This is a genomic window from Motilibacter peucedani, from assembly GCF_003634695.1.
GTDB lineage: Bacteria > Actinomycetota > Actinomycetes > Motilibacterales > Motilibacteraceae > Motilibacter > Motilibacter peucedani.
The window spans coordinates 327,173-343,973 of record NZ_RBWV01000012.1; the positions used below are offsets into that span (position 1 = coordinate 327,173).

A 16,801-nucleotide genomic window follows, 5' to 3' on the forward strand; every position below is an offset into this window, starting at 1 on the left:
GCGGGCCGGGAGTGCGGGGGGTCAGAGCCCCAGGTCGCCCTCGAAGGACGCCTCTTCCAGGCGCTGCTTGACCGCGCTGAGGAAGCGGGCCGCGTCGGCGCCGTCGACGATCCGGTGGTCGTAGGACATGGCCAGGTAGACCATCGAGCGGATCGCGATGGTCTCGCCGAGCTCGGGCGAGCTGACGACGACCGGACGCTTGACGACCGCCCCGGTGCCCAGGATGCCGACCTGCGGCTGGTTGAGGATCGGGGTGTCGAACAGCGCGCCCCGGCTGCCGGTGTTGGTCAGCGTGAACGTGCCGCCGCCGAGCTCGTCGGGGGTGACCTTGTTGTCGCGCGTGCGCTGCGCGAGGTCGGCGATCTTGCGCGACAGACCGGCGATGTTGAGGTCACCGGCGTCACGGATCACGGGCACCAGCAGGCCGCGCTCGGTGTCCACCGCGATGCCGAGGTGCTCGGCGCCGTGGTAGACGATCTCGTCGCCCTCGATGCTCGCGTTGACGACCGGGTAGCTCTTCAGAGCGTCGACCGTCGCCTTGGCGAAGAACGGCAGGAACGAGAGCTTCACGCCCTCGCGCGACTCGAACTCGCGCTTCGCGCGGGCCCGGAGCTGGGCGACGCGGGTCACGTCGACCTCGACCACCGTCGTCAGCTGCGCAGAGGTCTGCAGCGACTCGACCATGCGCGTGGCGATCACCTTGCGGAGGCGGGTCATCTTGACCCGTGTGCCACGCAGGGGCGACGGCGCCGGAGCGGAGCCGGGCGCAGCGGCGGCGGCGACCGCCGTCGGAGCGGCCGGACCGGCCTGCTCGACCTGTGCCGCGGGCGCCGCCGGAGCGGACGTCGCAGCGTCGCGGGCCGCAGCGGCGTCGGTGACGTCCTGCTTGCGGATGCGGCCGCCCACCCCGGTGCCGGTCAGCGTCGAGAGGTCGATGCCGTGCTCGGCCGCGAGCTTGCGGACCAGCGGGGTGACGTAGGCGTCGCTGCCGCCGGAGGTCGACGCCGGTGCTGCGGCCGCCGGAGCGGGTGCAGCGGCCGGAGCCGGCGCAGGCGCAGGCGCAGCGACCGGAGCCGGCGCAGGCGCAGGCGCAGGCGCAGGCGCAGCGGCCGGAGCCGGCGCAGGCGCAGGGGCGGCTGGCGCGGGTGTCGGCGTGGGCGCGGGCGCCGGGGTCGGCTCGGGGGTCGGCGCAGCGGCGGGCGCGGCGGGTGCCGGTGCGGCTGCCGCGGCGGCGTCGCCGATCACGGCCAGGGTCGCGCCGACCTCGACGGTCTCGTCGGCCTGCACGCGGATCTCGAGCAGCGTCCCGGCCGCCGGCGAGGGGACCTCGGTGTCGACCTTGTCGGTGGAGACCTCGAGGAGCGGCTCGTCGGCCGCCACGGTGTCGCCCACGTTCTTCAGCCAGCGGGTGACGGTGCCCTCGGTGACGCTCTCGCCGAGCGCCGGCATGGCCACCTCGGTGCCACCGGCGGCGTTGCTGCCACCGCCCGCAGGGGCGCTGGAGGAGCTCTCGTCGGCCGCACCGCTGGACTGCACGGGCTGCTCGGAGGGCGACTGCACGCCGGCGGGGGCCGCCGGGTACGCCGCCTCGGCGGTGTCGGACTGCGCCTGGCCGACGGCGGGCTCTGCGGCGGCGGGCTCTGCGGCGGCGGGCGCCTGCGCTGCCTCAGGGGCCGCGGCGGGCGCGTCGGCGGACTCGCCCTCGGTCGCGATGACGGCGAGCTCGGCACCGACGTCGACCGTCTCGTCGGCGGCGACGACGATGCGCGACAGGACGCCGGAGGCGGGGGAGGGCACTTCGGTGTCGACCTTGTCGGTCGAGACCTCGAGCAGGGGCTCGTCGGCCTGGACGGTGTCGCCCTCCTGCTTGAGCCAGCGGGTGACGGTGCCCTCGGAGACACTCTCCCCGAGGGCCGGCATGGTCACCGAGAACGGCAAGGTGTGCCTCCGGAAAACGTTGAGAAGCGGGTGGGGACGAACGGGACCGCGGGCGGCTGGGCCGCCCGCGGAACCCTAGCCGTGGACGTGGAGCGGCTTGCCCGCGAGGGCCAGGTGGGCCTCGCCGAGCGCCTCGGACTGCGTCGGGTGCGGGTGGATGAGCTGCGCGACCTCGACCGGCAGCGCCTCCCAGTTGGTGATCAGCTGCGCCTCGGCGATCAGCTCGCCGACGCGGGCGCCGACCATGTGCACGCCGACCACGGGGCCGTCGGCCTGCTGCACGAGCTTGACCGCGCCCTGCGTCTTGAGGATCGAGCTCTTGCCGTTGCCGGCGAGGTCGTAGGTCAGCACCTTGACGTTCTCGGTGCCGAACTTCTCGCGCGCCCTGGCCTCGGTGATGCCGACCGAGGCGACCTCGGGCTCGGAGTAGGTCACGCGCGGCACGCCGTCGTAGTCGATCGGCGCGACCGGCAGCCCGGCGATCTGCTCGGCGACGAGGATGCCCTCGCCGAAGCCGACGTGCGCGAGCTGCAGGGTCGGGATCAGGTCGCCCACCGCGTAGACGCCCTCGACGCTGGTGCGGCAGTGGTCGTCGACGACGACGTAGCCGCGGTCGACCCTGACACCGGCCTCCTCGTAGCCCAGGCCGGCCGAGACCGGCCCGCGGCCGACCGCGACGAGCAGCAGGTCGGCCTCGAGGGTGGTGCCGTTCTCGAGGGTGACGCGCACGCCCTCCTCGGTGTAGTCGGCCTTGGAGAAGCGGTTGCCGAGCTCGTACTTGATGCCGCGGCGGCGGTAGGCGCGCTCGATGAGCTTGGAGCTCGACTCGTCCTCGAGCGGGAGCAGGTGCGGCAGCGCCTCGACGATCGTCACGTCGGCGCCGAACGACTTCCAGACGCTGGCGAACTCGACGCCGATCACGCCGCCGCCCAGGATGATCGCCGAGCGCGGGACCTGCTCCATCTGGAGGGCGTGGTCGCTCGAGACGATGCGGTTGCCGTCGATGGTCAGCCCCGGCAGGGACTTGGGCACCGAGCCGGTCGCGAGGACGACGTTGCGGCCGGTGTAGCGCTGGCCGTCGACCTCGACCGTGCGGGAGTCGACGAGCCGGCCGTAGCCCTCGACGTAGGTGATCTTGCGCTGCTTCACGAGCCCCTGGAGGCCCTTGTAGAGGCGCGAGACCACGCCGTCCTTGTACTTGTTGACGCCGGGCATGTCGATGCCCTCGAGCGTCGTGCGCACGCCGAACTGCTCGCCCTCGCGGGCCGCGTCGGCGACCTCCGCCGCGTGCAGCAGCGCCTTGGTCGGGATGCAGCCGCGGTGGAGGCAGGTGCCGCCGACCTTGTCCTTCTCGACGAGGACGACGGACAGGCCGAGCTCTGCTGCGCGGAAGGCGGCTGCGTAGCCACCGCTGCCGCCGCCGAGGATGACGACGTCGTAGGCGTTGTCCGCCACCAATCGCTCCTTGATCGTGGGTCCCGTGGTTCGGGGCCATCTTGTCACTGCCGCCCGGCGGCCCGCCCCGCAGGGCCGGGCCCGGACGCGCGCGTGCGGACCGGAGCTCGCGGCACGTCGTCGGTGCAGACCGTGCCGTAGGTTCCACCTACCAGGATGCCTCCTGCGCGCCGGTCCTGACGGGCGGCGCCGGGCGGCCGGCCGGACGGAGGACGTCGATGGGGTGGTCCGCTCTGCGGTGGTGGCGCGACAGGCGCGACCCGGTCCTCGGCGAGTCCTCCGCGCACCTGCGCGACTTCGCGGCCAGCCGCACCGGCGTGGAGGCCTTCGTCGAGCCGCAGACGACCGTCACCGGGGTGACCGTCGTCTTCGTCGCCAACGACGGGGAGTGGACCCGGCGGGCCGCGCCGGACGCCCGGGCCGCCCACGCCCTGGCCAACTCGCTGGGCGTCCCCTCCTACGACGCGGCGGTCGTGGGCTACCCGGCCCGCATGCGCGAGTGGTCGGCGCGGCGCGCCGCCGAGGAGCGCGAGACCGAGCGCCGGCGCGGGCAGTAGGCCCCCGCCCGGGCGCCGGCGGGCCTCGCGGGGCTGTCGGTGCTACGTCGTACAGTCCGTGAATCCCGTCGACGGAGGACCACGTGCAGCAGACCACAGCGACCGCCCCAGCCGGCTCCCGCGCGGGCGGCGGTGCCTGATGCGGACGCTGTTCGTCGGCGGCACCGGCATCATCAGCTCCGCCTGCGCGCAGGTCGCGCTCGAGCGCGGGGTCGAGCTCCACGTGCTCAACCGCGGCACCTTCACGACCCGCCCGCTGCCCGACGGCGCGGTGCTGCACTCGGCCGACGTGCGCGACCCGGCCTCCGTGCGGGCGGCGCTGGGCGACCTCGAGTTCGACTCGGTCGTCGACTGGGTGGCGTTCACCCCGAAGCACGTGCAGACCGACCTCGAGCTGTTCGCCGGCCGCACCGGGCAGTACGTCTTCATCAGCAGCGCGTCGGCCTACCAGACGCCGCCGCTGCGGCTGCCGATCACCGAGTCGACGCCGCTGCGCAACCCGTTCTGGCAGTACTCCCGCGACAAGATCGCCTGCGAGGACCTGCTGGCGCGCGCCTACCGCGACGACGGCTTCCCCGTGACGGTCGTGCGGCCCTCCCACACCTACGACCGCACCGCCGTGCCCTTCGACGGCGGGTGGACGGTGCTCGAGCGCATGCGCCAGGGCAAGCCGGTCGTCGTCCACGGCGACGGCACCTCGCTGTGGGTGATGACGCACGCCGCCGACTTCGCCAAGGCGTTCGTGGGGCTGCTGGGCAACCCGCGCACCCTCGGCGACAGCTTCCAGATCACCTCCGACGAGGTGCTCACCTGGGACCAGCTCGCGCGGGCCCTCGGCGCCGCCGCCGGCGTCCCCGAGCCGCGCCTGGTGCACGTGCCCTCGGACGCGATCGCGGCGGCCGACCCGGGCTGGGGTGCCGGCCTGCTCGGCGACAAGGCCCACAGCGTGTGGTTCGACAACAGCAAGGTCCGCAGCGTGGTGCCCGGCTTCGTCGCCACGATCCCGTTCGCGCAGGGCGCCGAGGAGATCGTCGCCTGGCACGACGCCGAGCCGTCGCGGCGCCAGGTCGACGCCCGCCTCGACGCCCTGATGGACCGGCTCGCCGAGACCTACGCGCCGCGCGAGCTCTAGCCCGGGGTCAGCGCACGTCGAGGCGCAGGATCCGGTCGTCGCCCTTCGACGGCTCGGCGCGGCCGTCGGTGTTGCTGGTCGTCAGCCACACCGAGCCGTCGGGCGCCACGGCGACGGTGCGCAGGCGCCCGTAGGTGCCGGTGAACGACGCCTTGGGCGCGCCGCCGCCCAGCGGCACGGCCCACAGCCGCTCGCCCTTGAGCGCCGCGACGTAGGCGGTCGACCCGACGACGGCGAGGCCCGAGGGCGACGCGTCGTCGGTGTGCCAGGTGACGACCGGGTCGGCGTAGCCGGAGCGGTGGCCGACGCCTTCGACGACCGGCCAGCCGTAGTTGCGGCCTGCGACGATGCGGTTGACCTCGTCCCAGGTGTCCTGGCCGAACTCGTCGGCCCACATGCGGCCCTGCGGGTCCCACCCGAAGCCCTGCACGTTGCGGTGGCCCAGCGTCCAGACGAGCGAGCCCGGGAACGGGTTGCCGGCAGGCACGGCTCCGGTGCGCGTCATCCGCAGGATCTTGCCGTTCAGGGACCCGCGGTCCTGCGCGTTCGGCCGCTCCTCGGCGTCACCGGTGCCGACGTAGAGCATGCCGTCGGGGCCGAAGCCGATGCGCCCGCCGTTGTGGTGCGTGCTCCTGTGGATGCCGCGCAGCAGGACGGTGGGTGCGCCGAGCCGGCCACGGGCGTACGTCATCCGCACGACGCGGTTGTCGCTGGCGCTCGTGAGGTACGCGTAGAGGTACGGCTGGCGCGGGTAGGCGGGGTCGAGCGCGAGACCCAGCAGGCCGCCCTCGCCGCCGTCGGAGGCGGTGTGCACCGCGTCGGCCACCCGGCCCACCGTCGTCACCGCGCCCGCGGCCGTCACGCGCTTGACCAGCCCGGTGTCCCTCTCGGAGACCAGCGCCGAGCCGTCCGGCAGGAACGCCAGCCCCCACGGGGTCGTGAGCCCGGTGGCCACGGTGCCGACCACCTTCGGCGTCAGGCTGCCAGGTGCCGGCGCGCGGGTGGCGGTCGCACCGGGTCTGCCGGGTGCGGTCGCCGTCGGGGAAGGCACCGACTCGGACGACGCAGGGCCGGAGGTGGCGGCGGGCGGGACCGGCGCCGCCACAGGGGAGGAGCTCCCGCCGCAGCCGGCGCTCAGCAGCCCGACGGCCAGGGCGGCGGCTGCCGGGCGCAGGCCCCGGCGCAGCGCGGAGCGGGTCATCCCTCGAACGTACCCGCGCCGGGCACGGACGCACGTCGCCGCTAGCCAGCGCCCTGTCGTCAGCTCGAGGGCGTCAGCGCGGCAGCTGCCCCTGCGCCAGCCGCTCGGCCACGGCGACCAGCGTGCGGACGCTGGCGCCGGTGCCGCCCTTGGGCGTGTAGCCGTAGGGGTCGCCCTCGTTGAACGCCGGCCCGGCGATGTCGAGGTGGGCCCACGGCACGCCGTCGGCGACGAACTCGCGCAGGAAGAGCCCGGCCACCAGCATGCCGCCGTAGCGGTCGCCCATGTTGGCGATGTCGGCCACGGCGGAGTCCATGCTCTTGCGCAGCTCGTCGGGCAGCGGCATCGGCCACATCGCCTCGCCCGCCGAGTCGGCGGCCTCGACGACGGCCGCCCGCAGGTCGTCGTTGTTGCCCATGACGGCGCCCGTGCGGCTGCCCAGCGCCACCAGCTGGGCGCCGGTCAGGGTCGCGGTGTCGAGCAGCACGTCGGGCTGCTCCTCGCACGCCGCGACGATGGCGTCGGCGAGCACCAGCCGGCCCTCGGCGTCGGTGTTGAGGACCTCGACGGTGCGCCCGCCGTAGATCGTCAGCACGTCGGAGGGCCGGATGGCCGAGCCGGACGGCATGTTCTCGGCCAGCGGCATCCAGCCGGTGACGCGCAGCGGCAGCCCGAGCCGGGCGATCGCGAGGACCGCGCCGAGGACCGCCGCAGCACCGCCCATGTCGCACTTCATGGTGATCATCGAGGCCGGCGGCTTGAGCGAGAGGCCGCCCGAGTCGAAGGTGATGCCCTTGCCGACCAGCGCGAGGTGCGGCGCGTCGGGGCCGCCGCCGGTGTAGGACAGGCGCACCAGCCGCGGCGGGTTGGCCGAGCCCTGGCCGACGCCGGTGATGCCGCCGAAGCCCCGGCGGCGCAGCACCTTCTCGTCGAGCACCTCCACCTCGACCGGCAGACCTTCCACGGCGGTCCGGGCGGCCTCGGCCAGCGCGCGGGGCGGCAGGTCGGAGGGCGGGGTGTTCACCAGGTCGCGCACCAGGGCCACCGACGCGCCCAGCGCGCGGGCCCGGTCGGCCGCAGCGCGTGCAGCGGCCTCGCGGGCGACCGGGCTGACGACGGTGACGGAGGCGACGGGGGCCTGCTGCGCGTCGCTGGAGGCCCGGCGGTAGCGGGTGAACGCGTAGGAGCCCAGCAGTGCGCCCTCGCACACGGCGGCGACCGCGGCGGAGTCCGGGGCGGGCAGGGCGATCGCGACGCGGGCGGAGCCGGCGAGGGCGCGCACCGCCGCGCCGGCGGCCCGGCGCAGCACCTCGGCCTCGAGGCCCAGCTCGCGGCGGCGGCGGCCGGGCAGCGGGCCCAGTCCGACGGCCAGCACCAGCGGCGCGGCGACGCCGTCGCCCCCGGGCAGGCGCACGACCTGCTCGCGGGCGCCCGTGGCGCCGAGTGCGGTCGCCACCTTCGCCAGCCGGCTCGCCACGGCCGCCTCGAGCCCGCCGTCGGCGAGGACGGGACCTCCGCGCTGGCCCTCGTGCACGCCCACGACCAGGGCGTCCACGCGCAGGCCCGCGGCAGCGGAGGTCGTCAACGTCAGCTCGGGCACGGCACCATCCGGTTGTGAGTTCGTTCGGGACGCAAGAGCCCGATGCTAGCGTCCGATTCGTGACCACCTCGGAGCCAGTGCCGCTCGTCCGCCCCGTCCTGCACGACCGGCACGTGGCGCTGGGTGCCCGCTTCGCCGCGTTCGCCGGCTGGGAGATGCCCCTGCAGTACTCCGGCGTCGTGGCCGAGCACACCGCGGTGCGCGAGGCCGCCGGCGTCTTCGACGTCAGCCACCTGGGCACTGTGCGGGTGACCGGGCCGGTCGCCGCGGCGTACGTCAACTCTTGCCTGACCAACGACCTCAGCCGCATCGAGCCCGGCATGGCGCAGTACACCCTGTGCTGCACCGAGAGCGGCGGCGTCGTCGACGACCTCATCGTCTACCTGCGCGCCGAGGACGACCTGCTCCTCGTCCCGAACGCCGCCAACACCGCCGAGGTCGCCCGACTGCTCGCCGAGCAGGCGCCCGACGGGGTGCTCGTCGAGAACGTCCACGGCGACTTCGCCATCCTCGCCGTGCAGGGCCCGCGCAGCGACGCCGTGCTCGAGGCGGTAGGGCTGCCCGTCGGGCACCGCTACATGAGCTTCGTCGAGGCCGAGCGCGCCGGGGTGGAGCTCACCGTGTGCCGCACCGGCTACACCGGCGAGCGGGGCTACGAGCTCGTCGTGCCGGCCGCGGCCGCGGGCGAGGTGTGGGACGCGGTGGTGGCCGCGGGTGCGGTGCCCGCCGGGCTGGGCGCCCGCGACACGCTGCGCACCGAGATGGGCTACCCCCTGCACGGCCAGGACCTCTCGCTCGAGATCACGCCGGTCATGGCCCGCGCCTCGTGGGCCGTCGGGTGGGCCAAGCCGGCGTTCTGGGGCCGCGACGCGCTCGTCGCCGAGCGCCAGAGCGGCACCTCGCGCCGCCTGCGCGGCATCGAGGCGCTCGACCGCGGCATCCCCCGGCCCGGCATGAGCGTCCGCGACGCAGCCGGCGCCGAGATCGGCACCGTCACCAGCGGCACGTTCTCGCCGACCCGCAAGCTCGGCATCGGCCTGGCGCTGCTCGACCCGGGCGTGGAGCTGGGCGCCGAGGTCTCGCTCGACGTGCGCGGCAGGGAGTCGCGCGTCCGCGTCGTCGAGCCGCCGTTCGTCCCGACCCGACCGAAGGGCTGACCCCGATGACCCGCACGCCGTCCGAGAAGCGCGTCCTGCTGATGGGGATGATGGCCGTCGGCAAGTCCACGCTGGGCGGCGCGCTCGCGGAGGCCACCGGCTGGGACTACCTCGACAACGACGAGCTGGTCTTCCGGGCCAACGGCGTCACGACGCGCGAGGTGCTCGACTCCGGCGGGCGGCCCGCGATCCGGCAGGCCGAGTCGAAGGCGCTGCAGCAGGCGCTCCAGGAGCCGGCGCCCGTGGTCGCCGGTGTCGCCGGCGGCGTGGTGGAGGTGCCGGGCGACGTCGAGGCGCTGCGGACCGCGGACGCCCTGGTGGTCTGGCTGCACGCGCCGCTCGAGGTGCTGGTCGAGCGGGTCGGCAGCGGCGAGGACCGGCCGTGGCTCTCGCCCGACCCGGAGACCGCGCTGCGCCGGCTCGCCGAGGGCCGCGACCCGCAGTACTCCGAGCTGGCCGACCTCGACCTCGACACCTCGGCGACGCCGGTCGAGGAGTGCGTGCGCCGCATCCTCGAGATCCTCGGCGACTAGCGCGTCAGGCGCCGCACAGGCACAGCGCCACGAGCGCGACGGCGGTCCCCACCTCGACCACGGCGCCGAGGACGTCGCCGCTGATCCCGCCCAGCCGGCGTACGCAGTGGCGCACCAGCAGCTCGGCGCCGACGACCGCCGCGGCGACCGCCACGGCACCCCGCCAGTCGAGCGTGACGGCGCTCGCCGCGCCCGCGGCCAGCACCCCGACGGCGAGCGCCGCGCCGGGCGCGACGGAGCCGGCGACCGTCGCGCCCAGCCCGCCGGGCCGGGCGGAGGGGACACCGCGCCGGCAGGCGAGCGTGACGCCGGCGCGACCGGCGAGGGCGGCGACGGCCAGGGCCCGCGAAGGCAGCTGGGCGGCGGCGGCGACGTCGACCAGCAGGACGAGCACCAGGGTGACGACGCCGAAGGGCCCGATGTCGGAGCGCTTCATGACCTCCAGAGCGCCGGCGGCAGGGCGGCCGGACCCGAGCCCGTCGGCGGTGTCGGCGAGCCCGTCGAGGTGGAGGGCGCGCGTCGCCAGCGCGAGGACGCCGAGCGCGAGGGCGGCGGCGAGCAGGGGGCCGGCGGACGTACGCTGCACCGCCCACGACAGCGCCCCCGCGACCGCGCCGAGGGCCAGCCCCACCGCCGGCGCCAGCAGCATCGCCTGCCCGGCCACCTGCCGGTCGACCCGCCGGGGAGCCGGCACCGGCAGCGCGACGAAGGTGCCCAGGCTCAGGCGCAGGCCGTCGGGCAGCACCTAGTGCGACCCGCCGAGCTCCTCGAGCGTCGCCATCTCGGCGCAGGTCGCCGCGGCGGCCTGCAGCAGGGGCAGCGCCAGCAGCGCGCCCGTGCCCTCGCCCAGCCGCAGCCCCATGTCGACCACCGGCTCGAGAGCGAGCCGGTCGAGCGCGAGCTTCTGCGCCGGCTCGGTCGACCGGGACCCGGCGATCCACCAGAGCGACGCGCGCGGCGCGACGTCGTGGGCGACGACCGCGCAGGCGCACGAGATGACGCCGTCGAGCACGACCGGGGTGCGGCGGACCGCGGCCTGCAGCAGGAAGCCGGTCATGGCCGCCAGGTCGGCGCCGCCGATGCGGGAGAGCAGCGCCACGTGGTCGCCGAGCACGGGACGGCCGCGCCGCATGGCGTCGCGCACGGCGGCGCACTTGCGCATCCAGCCGCGGTCGTCGATGCCCGTGCCGCGGCCCACGACCTCGGCCGCGTTGGCACCGGTCAGCGTGCCGACCAGCGCGGCGGCGGGCGTGGTGTTGCCGATGCCCATGTCGCCGGCGATCAGCAGGTCGGCGCCGCTGTCGACCTCCTCGTCGGCGATGGCCATGCCGGCGCGCAGCGCGGTCGAGGCCTCCTCGAGGGTCATCGCGTCCTCGACGTCGATCGAGCCGCTGCCCCGCCGCACCTTGTGGCTCGTGACGTCCTCGGGCACTCCCGGGCCGGTGAGGTCGGCGTCGACCGAGAGGTCGAGCACCCGCACGGTCGCGCCCGCCAGCCGGGCCAGCGCGTTGACGCCCGCGACGCCCGAGAGGAAGGCCTGCACCATCAGCGGGGTGACCTCGGACGGGTAGGCCGAGACGCCCGAGCGGGCGACGCCGTGGTCGCCGGCGAAGACGACCACCCGCGGGCGCGCGAACGGGCGCGGCGGGCTCGCCCGCTGCACCGCCGAGATCCAAAGGCTGAGGTCCTCGAGGCGGCCCAGCGCGCCCACCGGCTTGGCCAGCGTCGCCTGCCGCTCGCGGGTGGCCTGGCGCATCCAGTCGTCGGGCCACTCGACAGACGCGGCGAGCTCGGCCAGCTCGTCGGGACCCAGCAGGTCGGGCGTTCCGTCAGCAGGTGTCGTCACAGGACGGTGACCCTACCGGCGACCACCTGCACGACCCGCTCGCTCTCCGCCGCCAGCCGCGCGGCGAGGCTGCCGAGCTCGTCGCGGAACAGCCGCCCGCTGCGCTCGGCGGGCACGACACCGGCGCCGACCTCGGGCGACACCGCGACGACGCGCCGTCTGGTGGCCTGCCACGCCGCCACCAGCGCGTCCACCCGCTCGTGGACCGCGCGCAGGTCGCCGCCGTCCCAGGCACCGGCCTCGGCGAGCAGCGTCGTGACCAGCAGCCCGAGGTCGTCGACCAGCAGGGGCGGACCGTCGGCGGCCAGCAGGGGCTCGAGCTCGACGGTCTCGACGGTCGTCCAGCCGACCGGGCGGCGCAGCCGGTGCGCGGCCACGCGCGCGGCCCACTCCCCGTCATCGGTACGCGGTGGTGCCGTCGCCACGTAGACGACCTCCGGCTCGCCGAGCAGCCGGCGCTCGGCCTCGGCCGACTTGCCCGAGCGGGTGCCGCCGAGCACGAGCGTGCGCCGCGGCGGCGCCGGCGACGGGGTCGCGACGACCGCGGCCCCGTCGGGGAGCACGCGGATGCCGAGGTCGTCGAGCGGCAGCGGCGCCGGGCCGTGGCGGTGGGTGAGGCCGACGGCGACGACGTCGGTCGAGGGCGTGACGGCGCCGGAGCGGCGCAGCGCGGCCAGCAGCGCGAGGTCGGCGTCGGCGAGCAGCACCACGGCGTACGTCCCCGGTGCGGCCGTCGCGTCCTCGTCGAGGGCGAGCAGCACCGAGCCGTCGCCGACCGGGCCAGACACGGGAGGGAGTTCCCGCCCGTCGAGCAGCAGGCGCAGGGGAGCGCGGGGGGTGCTCCGGGCGGCGGTGGCGCACGCGGCGCAGGGGCAGCCGGGCTCCGGCCAGCCCAGCGGGCCGCCGGTGCCGGCGAGGCGGAGGTCCATCGGGAGCTCAGCCTAGAGTGGCGCCATGTCGTTCACCTGGCGCTACGAGCACCGCGACGGCCGGGTGGTGGAGGACTCCGCGCTGCCGACCACCGTCTTCCCGACGCGTTCGGACGCGGAGACCTGGCTCGGCGAGGACTGGCGCATCCTGCGCGGCCTCGGCGTCGAGCAGGTCGTGCTGCTCGAGGACGACAGCGCGGTCTACGGGCCGATGAGCCTGCACCCCACCCGCTAGCGTCCGAACCCACGACGCGCCGACCAGGGTCGGCGCGGTCGCGGGTTCGGACACAGCGTCAGTGCGTGTGCGCAGCGGCGTCAGGGACGCGGGTCGGGCGACTGCGTCAGGGCCGGGTCGGTCTTCGCGACGGGGGCGAGGATCTCGTCGATCTTCGCCTTGACGGCCGGGTCGAGCGGCTTGCCCGAGGCGGTGACGTTGTCCTGCACCTGCTCGGGGCGCGAGGCCCCGATGATCGCCGCCGACACGTTGTCGTTGGCGAGCACCCACGCGACGGCCAGCGCGGCCATCGAGAGCCCGGCCTCCTCGGCGACCGGCTTGAGCAGCTGCACGCGCTCGAGGACGTCGTCGCGCAGCATGCCGGAGATCATCTGCGCGCCGCCGCCCTTCTCGTCGGTGGCGCGGCTGCCCTCGGGGTGCGGCTGGCCCGGGAGGTACTTGCCGGTCAGGACGCCCTGGGCGATGGGGGAGAAGACGATCTGGCCGATGCCGAGCTCGACGCTCGTCGGCACGACCTCGGCCTCGATGACGCGGTAGACCGCGCTGTACTGCGGCTGGTTCGACACCAGCTGGATGCCGAGCTGGTCGGCGAGCTCCTTGCCGGCGCGGATCTGCTCGGCGCGCCACTCGGACACGCCGATGTAGAGCGCCTTGCCCGCGCGGACGACGTCGGCGAAGGCCTGCATCGTCTCCTCGAGCGGCGTCTCGTAGTCGTAGCGGTGGGCCTGGTAGAGGTCGACGTAGTCGGTGCCCAGGCGCTTGAGCGAGAGGTTGATGCTCTCGCTGATGTGCTTGCGGCCGAGGCCGCGGTCGTTGGGGCCGTACTCGCCCACGGGCCAGTAGACCTTGGTGAAGATCTCCAGGCCCTCGCGGCGCTCGCCCTTGAGGGCGTCGCCCAGGACGGTCTCCGCGGCGCCGTTCATGTAGACGTCGGCGGTGTCGAAGGTCGTGATGCCGGCGTCGAGCGCGGCGCGCACGCACGCGGTGGCGGCGTCGGCCTCGACCTGCCCGCCGTGCGTGATCCAGTTGCCGTAAGCGATTTCGCTGATCTTCAGGCCGCTACGGCCGAGGTGTCGGAACTCCATGGGCGCGACTGTACGCGGCGGCGCCCGCGGCCCGCTCCGAGGCCCCGGTCGGGCGACCGGGGACCGCGGTCAGGCGACCTTCGCGCCGCGGCGGACCTGCGGCTTGGGCAGGCGCAGCGCGCGGAACTGGAGGGAGCGCATCACCGCGTACATCGTGATGCCCTTGGTCTCGGCTGTCGGCAGCTTGGCGGCGAGGGCCCGCTTGAGCCCGAGCCGCAGCCGCACGGAGTCGGCGATGCCCAGCACGACCGTGAGGAAGAGCAGGTAGGTGCCCAGCAGCGCGATCGGCCGGATGAGCCCCAGCACGAGCACCACGGGGATGACGAGCATGAAGTACTCCGCCACGTTGTAGCGCGCGTCGACGTAGTCGCGGGCGAACCGGCGCACCGGGCCGCGGTCGCGCGCGGGCAGCGAGCGCTCGTCGCCGCGCTTGAGCCCCTCGGCTCGGGCCAGGCGCTCCTCGCGCATGCGGGCCCGGGCCAGAGCCCGCGCCTCCTTGCTGTTGGCCGGCGGGCGCACCGCCTGCTTGCGCTGCTTCTGCGACTCGCTGCGCTTGGGCGTCGGGCGGCCCTTGCCGCCCGCCTTGCTCAGGTCGACGGTCGTCGTCGAGAGGTCGGCGGCGGGCGCGGTGGGGGTACGGCGGCGGAGCACGCGCCCAGGGTACGGCCCCGCGGGCGGGCACCGGGACGGGTACGCCCCGCGTTGGCAGGGCAGGAGGCAGGCGAGGAGGATGTGCCCATGTCGATCATGAAGCGGATGTCGTTGATCTTCCGGTCCAAGGCCAACACGGTGCTCGACCGTGCCGAGGACCCGCGGGAGACGCTCGACTACTCGTACGAGCGCCAGCTCGAGCTGCTGCAGAAGGTGCGCCGGGGGGTGGCGGACGTCGCGACCTCGCGCAAGCGGCTCGAGCTCCAGCTCAACGGTCTGCGCCAGCAGGCCGACAAGCTGGAGGGCCAGGGCCGGCAGGCGCTGGCGGCCGGCCGGGAGGACCTCGCCCGGGAGGCGCTCACGCGCCGCGGCGGGATCCAGCAGCAGGTCACCGACCTGGAGGCCCAGCACGCCCAGCTGCAGGGCGAGGAGGAGAAGCTCACCCTCGCGGCGCAGCGCCTGCAGGCCAAGGTCGAGGCGTTCCGCACCCGCAAGGAGACGATCAAGGCCACCTACACCGCGGCCGAGGCGCAGACCCGCATCGGCGAGGCCGTCTCCGGCATCAGCGAGGAGATGGGCGACGTCGGGCTCGCGGTGCAGCGCGCCGAGGACAAGACCGCCTCGATGCAGGCGCGGGCCGGTGCCATCGACGAGCTGCTGGCCAGCGGCGCGCTCGACGACCTCAGCGGCACCTCGAAGGACAGCCTGACCGCCGAGCTCGACCGGATCGGCACCCAGTCCGACGTGGAGCTCGAGCTCGCGCGGCTCAAGGGCGAGATCGCGCCCGCGCCCGCCCCGCGCTCGATCGAGGGGTCGCCGGGCTTCGGCGACGTGGGCGTCCCGCAGGCCGAGAGCGAGCGCCGACCGGAGGCCCGGTCGTGATCGTCCGCATCCTCGGCGAGGGCCAGCTCACGGTCGCCGACGGCGAGGTCGACGAGCTCAACCGGCTCGACGACGCGCTCACCGGGTCGCTCGACAGCGGCGACGAGGGCGCGTTCCGCGCGGCCCTCGCTGCGCTGCTCGCGCGGGTTCGCGAGGTCGGCACCGCCCTCGACGAGTCCGAGATCGTCCCGTCGGACGCGGTGCTGCCCGCCGAGGACGCGACGGCCGAGGACGTGCGCGCGCTGCTCACCGACGAGGGCGTCATCCCCGGCTGACGCCGCCCGCTCGACGCGACGCTCGGGCGGCACCGCGCGCGGTGCCGCCCGCACCTCTCGCGGCTCAGACGCCCCAGTCGGGGCGCAACGGCATGCGCGCGCTGCCTGCGTCGTCGGTGCGCACGCCCAGCACCTGGTGCAGCTCGATCGTGCGCCGGTGGAAGCCCAGCCGGGAGCCGGCCATGTAGAGCCGCCACACCCGGGCGCGGCCCGTGCCGACCTCGCCGACCGCGGCGTCCCAGTTGGCCTCGAGGTTGGTGCCCCAGTCGCGCAGCGTCATGGCGTAGTGCTCGCGCAGGTTCTCCTCGTGACGCACCTCGAAGCCGCTGTCGTGCATCGCGCTGATGATGGTGCCGACCGCCGACAGCTCGCCGTCGGGGAAGACGTAGCGGTTGATGAAGCCCTTCTTCATGATCGCGCGCTCCTTGCCGCTGGGGCGCGTGATGCAGTGGTTGAGCAGCCGGCCGCCCGGGCGCAGCTTGCCGCGCAGGCGGGTGAAGTAGTGCGGCAGCTCGGCCACGCCGATGTGCTCGGTGAGCCCGATCGAGCTGACGGCGTCGAAGGCGTCGTCGGGGGCGTCGCGGTAGTCGAGGAAGCGGACCTCGGCGCGGTCTGCCAGGCCGCGCTCGGCGATGGCCTTCTGGGCCCACTCGGCCTGCCGGCGCGACAGCGTGACGCCGAGGGTGCGCACGCCGTAGTGCTCGGCGGCGTGCATGACCATGCCGCCCCAGCCGCAGCCCACGTCGAGCAGCCGCATGTCGGAGGTGAGCCCCAGCTTGCGGCAGACGAGGTCGAACTTGTTGGCCTGCGCGGTCTCGAGGCTCGCGTCGAGCTCGGGGTAGACCGCGCAGGTGTAGGCCATCGAGGGGCCGAGGACGTACTCGTAGAACTCGTTCGAGATGTCGTAGTGGTGCGAGATGGCGGCTGCGTCGCGGCGCTTCGAGTGCCGGCCGCCCCGCAGCACGACCTCCTCGGCCGGGAGCGGCGGGCGCACCAGCGCCTTGGGCCCGAAGCTGCGCAGCGCCTTGAGCCGGTCGGCCTTCGAGGGGCCGTTGAGCCCCGAGATGGAGAGCGCGTCGAGGGCGTCGTAGAGGTCACCGGTGACGTCGAGCTCGCCGCTGACGTAGGCGCGCCCCAGCCCCAGCTCGCCGGGGGAGGTCACGACGTAGGCGACTGCCTTCGGCGAGCGCACGCTCACCGTGTGGGCGGCGCCGTCGGGCCCCGCGGTGGAGCCGTCGTAGGCCTCCCAGCGCAGCGCCGGGTTGGGTCCGACCAGCGTCTCGAAAGCTTCGGCGATGCGCATCGTTGTCTCCTCGTCGTTCGTG

At 75.0% G+C, this 16,801-nt stretch carries 17 protein-coding genes; 7 read left to right on the forward strand and 10 right to left on the reverse strand.

Going from position 1 to position 16,801, the window contains the following annotated elements; translation table 11 throughout:
- Positions 1 to 21: 21 nt before the first annotated feature.
- Together sucB and lpdA are read right to left on the reverse strand one after the other, a co-directional pair.
- Entirely contained in the window at positions 22 to 1,938 is a 1,917-nt protein-coding gene (gene sucB, locus CLV35_RS12410; protein ID WP_121193788.1) for a 2-oxoglutarate dehydrogenase, E2 component, dihydrolipoamide succinyltransferase, read from the reverse strand.
- 75 nt (positions 1,939 to 2,013) lie between these two features.
- On the reverse strand, positions 2,014 to 3,393 hold the full coding sequence (lpdA, locus tag CLV35_RS12415; RefSeq protein WP_121193789.1) for a dihydrolipoyl dehydrogenase: 1,380 nt from the start codon (positions 3,391 to 3,393) through the stop codon (positions 2,014 to 2,016).
- Positions 3,394 to 3,611: 218 nt separating this feature from the next.
- On the opposite strand from lpdA, the gene CLV35_RS12420 reads away from it, so the two are divergent.
- Both CLV35_RS12420 and CLV35_RS12425 read left to right on the forward strand, forming a co-directional pair.
- Positions 3,612 to 3,950 (forward strand): hypothetical protein, encoded by a 339-nt coding sequence (locus tag CLV35_RS12420; protein WP_121193790.1) that lies wholly within the window; start codon positions 3,612 to 3,614, stop codon positions 3,948 to 3,950.
- A gap of 139 nt (positions 3,951 to 4,089) precedes the next feature.
- The gene (locus CLV35_RS12425) at positions 4,090 to 5,082 is read left to right on the forward strand and encodes an NAD-dependent epimerase/dehydratase family protein (protein ID WP_121193791.1); all 993 of its coding nucleotides are present in this window, start codon (positions 4,090 to 4,092) and stop codon (positions 5,080 to 5,082) included.
- A 7-nt stretch (positions 5,083 to 5,089) separates the two neighbouring features.
- Here CLV35_RS12425 and CLV35_RS12430 read toward each other — a convergent pair whose 3' ends face one another.
- Both CLV35_RS12430 and CLV35_RS12435 read right to left on the reverse strand, forming a co-directional pair.
- Positions 5,090 to 6,283, reverse strand: a complete 1,194-nt coding sequence (locus tag CLV35_RS12430; RefSeq protein WP_121193792.1) for a PQQ-dependent sugar dehydrogenase — start codon at positions 6,281 to 6,283, stop codon at positions 5,090 to 5,092.
- Between the two features lie 73 nt (positions 6,284 to 6,356).
- Entirely contained in the window at positions 6,357 to 7,883 is a 1,527-nt protein-coding gene (locus CLV35_RS12435) for a leucyl aminopeptidase (RefSeq protein ID WP_121193793.1), read from the reverse strand.
- A 59-nt stretch (positions 7,884 to 7,942) separates the two neighbouring features.
- Between CLV35_RS12435 and gcvT the strand changes: the two genes are divergently transcribed.
- Positions 7,943 to 9,040, forward strand: coding sequence for a glycine cleavage system aminomethyltransferase GcvT (gene gcvT, locus CLV35_RS12440; protein ID WP_231121755.1), 1,098 nt, complete (start codon positions 7,943 to 7,945; stop codon positions 9,038 to 9,040).
- Positions 9,041 to 9,045: 5 nt separating this feature from the next.
- A complete protein-coding gene (locus tag CLV35_RS12445; protein ID WP_121193795.1) occupies positions 9,046 to 9,573 on the forward strand; it encodes a shikimate kinase in 528 nt (175 codons plus the stop codon).
- A gap of 4 nt (positions 9,574 to 9,577) precedes the next feature.
- On the opposite strand, the gene CLV35_RS12450 is transcribed toward CLV35_RS12445, so the two are convergent.
- From CLV35_RS12450 to CLV35_RS12460, 3 genes are all read right to left on the reverse strand, one after another.
- Positions 9,578 to 10,318 carry an adenosylcobinamide-GDP ribazoletransferase gene (locus tag CLV35_RS12450; protein WP_231121756.1) on the reverse strand — a complete coding sequence of 247 codons (741 nt, stop codon included), beginning with the start codon at positions 10,316 to 10,318 and terminating at the stop codon, positions 9,578 to 9,580.
- On the reverse strand, positions 10,319 to 11,329 hold the full coding sequence (gene cobT, locus CLV35_RS12455) for a nicotinate-nucleotide--dimethylbenzimidazole phosphoribosyltransferase (protein ID WP_121193932.1): 1,011 nt from the start codon (positions 11,327 to 11,329) through the stop codon (positions 10,319 to 10,321). It lies immediately after the preceding gene.
- An 86-nt stretch (positions 11,330 to 11,415) separates the two neighbouring features.
- A complete protein-coding gene (locus tag CLV35_RS12460; RefSeq protein WP_121193796.1) occupies positions 11,416 to 12,348 on the reverse strand; it encodes a bifunctional adenosylcobinamide kinase/adenosylcobinamide-phosphate guanylyltransferase in 933 nt (310 codons plus the stop codon).
- A 25-nt stretch (positions 12,349 to 12,373) separates the two neighbouring features.
- Here CLV35_RS12460 and CLV35_RS12465 point away from each other — a divergent pair, with 25 nt between their 5' ends.
- Positions 12,374 to 12,583 (forward strand): hypothetical protein, encoded by a 210-nt coding sequence (locus tag CLV35_RS12465; protein WP_121193797.1) that lies wholly within the window; start codon positions 12,374 to 12,376, stop codon positions 12,581 to 12,583.
- Positions 12,584 to 12,663: 80 nt separating this feature from the next.
- Here the strand turns inward: CLV35_RS12465 and CLV35_RS12470 are convergent, their stop codons facing one another.
- Together CLV35_RS12470 and CLV35_RS12475 are read right to left on the reverse strand one after the other, a co-directional pair.
- On the reverse strand, positions 12,664 to 13,668 hold the full coding sequence (locus CLV35_RS12470; protein ID WP_121193798.1) for an aldo/keto reductase family protein: 1,005 nt from the start codon (positions 13,666 to 13,668) through the stop codon (positions 12,664 to 12,666).
- 69 nt (positions 13,669 to 13,737) lie between these two features.
- Positions 13,738 to 14,319 (reverse strand): DUF3043 domain-containing protein, encoded by a 582-nt coding sequence (locus tag CLV35_RS12475; RefSeq protein WP_231121758.1) that lies wholly within the window; start codon positions 14,317 to 14,319, stop codon positions 13,738 to 13,740.
- A gap of 96 nt (positions 14,320 to 14,415) precedes the next feature.
- Between CLV35_RS12475 and CLV35_RS12480 the strand changes: the two genes are divergently transcribed.
- Both CLV35_RS12480 and pspAA read left to right on the forward strand, forming a co-directional pair.
- Positions 14,416 to 15,201 carry a PspA/IM30 family protein gene (locus CLV35_RS12480; RefSeq protein WP_121193934.1) on the forward strand — a complete coding sequence of 262 codons (786 nt, stop codon included), beginning with the start codon at positions 14,416 to 14,418 and terminating at the stop codon, positions 15,199 to 15,201.
- Complete coding sequence (gene pspAA, locus CLV35_RS12485; protein ID WP_121193799.1) at positions 15,198 to 15,476, forward strand: PspA-associated protein PspAA; 279 nt, start codon at positions 15,198 to 15,200, stop codon at positions 15,474 to 15,476. Before CLV35_RS12480 ends, pspAA begins: the two co-directional genes overlap by 4 nt.
- A gap of 64 nt (positions 15,477 to 15,540) precedes the next feature.
- On the opposite strand, the gene CLV35_RS12490 is transcribed toward pspAA, so the two are convergent.
- A complete protein-coding gene (locus CLV35_RS12490; RefSeq protein ID WP_121193800.1) occupies positions 15,541 to 16,779 on the reverse strand; it encodes an SAM-dependent methyltransferase in 1,239 nt (412 codons plus the stop codon).
- Positions 16,780 to 16,801: the final 22 nt, after the last annotated feature.

What these genes read in the sequence shown, in the direction of transcription:
- CLV35_RS12430 (WP_121193792.1), bottom strand. Translation starts at nt 6,283, where the DNA reads ATGACCCGCTCCGCGCTGCGCCGGGGCCTGCGCCCGGCAGCCGCCGCC.
- CLV35_RS12460 (WP_121193796.1), bottom strand. Translation starts at nt 12,348, where the DNA reads ATGGACCTCCGCCTCGCCGGCACCGGCGGCCCGCTGGGCTGGCCGGAG.
- CLV35_RS12425 (WP_121193791.1), top strand. Translation starts at nt 4,090, where the DNA reads ATGCGGACGCTGTTCGTCGGCGGCACCGGCATCATCAGCTCCGCCTGC.
- CLV35_RS12470 (WP_121193798.1), bottom strand. Translation starts at nt 13,668, where the DNA reads ATGGAGTTCCGACACCTCGGCCGTAGCGGCCTGAAGATCAGCGAAATC.
- cobT (WP_121193932.1), bottom strand. Translation starts at nt 11,329, where the DNA reads ATGCGCCAGGCCACCCGCGAGCGGCAGGCGACGCTGGCCAAGCCGGTG.
- CLV35_RS12480 (WP_121193934.1), top strand. Translation starts at nt 14,416, where the DNA reads ATGAAGCGGATGTCGTTGATCTTCCGGTCCAAGGCCAACACGGTGCTC.
- CLV35_RS12465 (WP_121193797.1), top strand. Translation starts at nt 12,374, where the DNA reads ATGTCGTTCACCTGGCGCTACGAGCACCGCGACGGCCGGGTGGTGGAG.
- CLV35_RS12445 (WP_121193795.1), top strand. Translation starts at nt 9,046, where the DNA reads ATGACCCGCACGCCGTCCGAGAAGCGCGTCCTGCTGATGGGGATGATG.
- CLV35_RS12490 (WP_121193800.1), bottom strand. Translation starts at nt 16,779, where the DNA reads ATGCGCATCGCCGAAGCTTTCGAGACGCTGGTCGGACCCAACCCGGCG.
- CLV35_RS12420 (WP_121193790.1), top strand. Translation starts at nt 3,612, where the DNA reads ATGGGGTGGTCCGCTCTGCGGTGGTGGCGCGACAGGCGCGACCCGGTC.